The following is a 683-nucleotide window of genomic DNA, read 5'->3' as shown; positions in this document are numbered from 1 at the left end:
CCCCAGTGCGGGTGATAAGCCGGTTGCGCAGCCACTTCTGTCGCCGCGACAACCGCTGTAGTTTAACGAATAACCACACCAGATAACATATAACCGGAAGGGTTATAAGCAGGACGGGAAGACCCACGGTGTAAAACCGTTAGTTGCCGCCTTTCAGCAGACGCATCATGTCTTCCTGCTTTTCTTCCTCTTCCTCTTCTTCCTCGTCATCGTAAGAAAGACCCAGCTTTTGCATCAGCTCATCGATGCGGTCCAGCTTGGCATCAACCCAGGTCTGATCTTCCGCGCTCAGGGTTTCTCCTGCTTCAAGACGCTCCAGCAGCGCATCCAGGCGCTCATCCGTTTCCAGTAAATCCAACTCAGCCTGTGGTGAAAGCATAGGTTTCTCACTCTTCGGTTTGTGCTGTTTGGTGACTTTTTCGGTCACGCCCAATGGAATGGGGTTTTTGCTGCCAATACGAGGATCTTTTTGCTTATTTTGGTTTCCGCCACCAGATGCGCCTTCGCTACCGGACGCACGGCTACCCGCCGCATGACCACGGTGTTTTTTCTGGCGCTTACGGTCGCGAGCTTCCTGATTAATTTCTTCGCGTGTTTTACGACGCGCTTTTGCAGGACCTTTACCGCGTGGTGTAGAAGTTGGTTTCATCATGATTCGTCTTTGGCTGTTTTATTCAGTATAT

1 protein-coding gene is annotated in these 683 nt (G+C 51.2%); it reads right to left on the bottom strand.

Going from position 1 to position 683, the window contains the following annotated elements; translation table 11 throughout:
* Nucleotides 1–139: 139 nt before the first annotated feature.
* Nucleotides 140–649: a Der GTPase-activating protein YihI gene (gene yihI, locus FDW87_RS09625; protein WP_019077947.1), complete on the bottom strand. Its 510-nt coding sequence runs from the start codon at nt 647–649 to the stop codon at nt 140–142.
* Nucleotides 650–683: the final 34 nt, after the last annotated feature.

Source organism: Citrobacter sp. wls826 (genome assembly GCF_005281245.1).
GTDB lineage: Bacteria > Pseudomonadota > Gammaproteobacteria > Enterobacterales > Enterobacteriaceae > Citrobacter > Citrobacter braakii.
The sequence above is the reverse complement of the archived record's forward strand: the minus strand, read 5'-3'. Positions and strand labels throughout refer to the sequence as shown.

Bases quoted from the DNA above. Each gene is read 5' to 3' on its own strand.
- yihI (WP_019077947.1), bottom strand. From the start codon at position 649: ATGAAACCAACTTCTACACCACGCGGTAAAGGTCCTGCAAAAGCGCGT.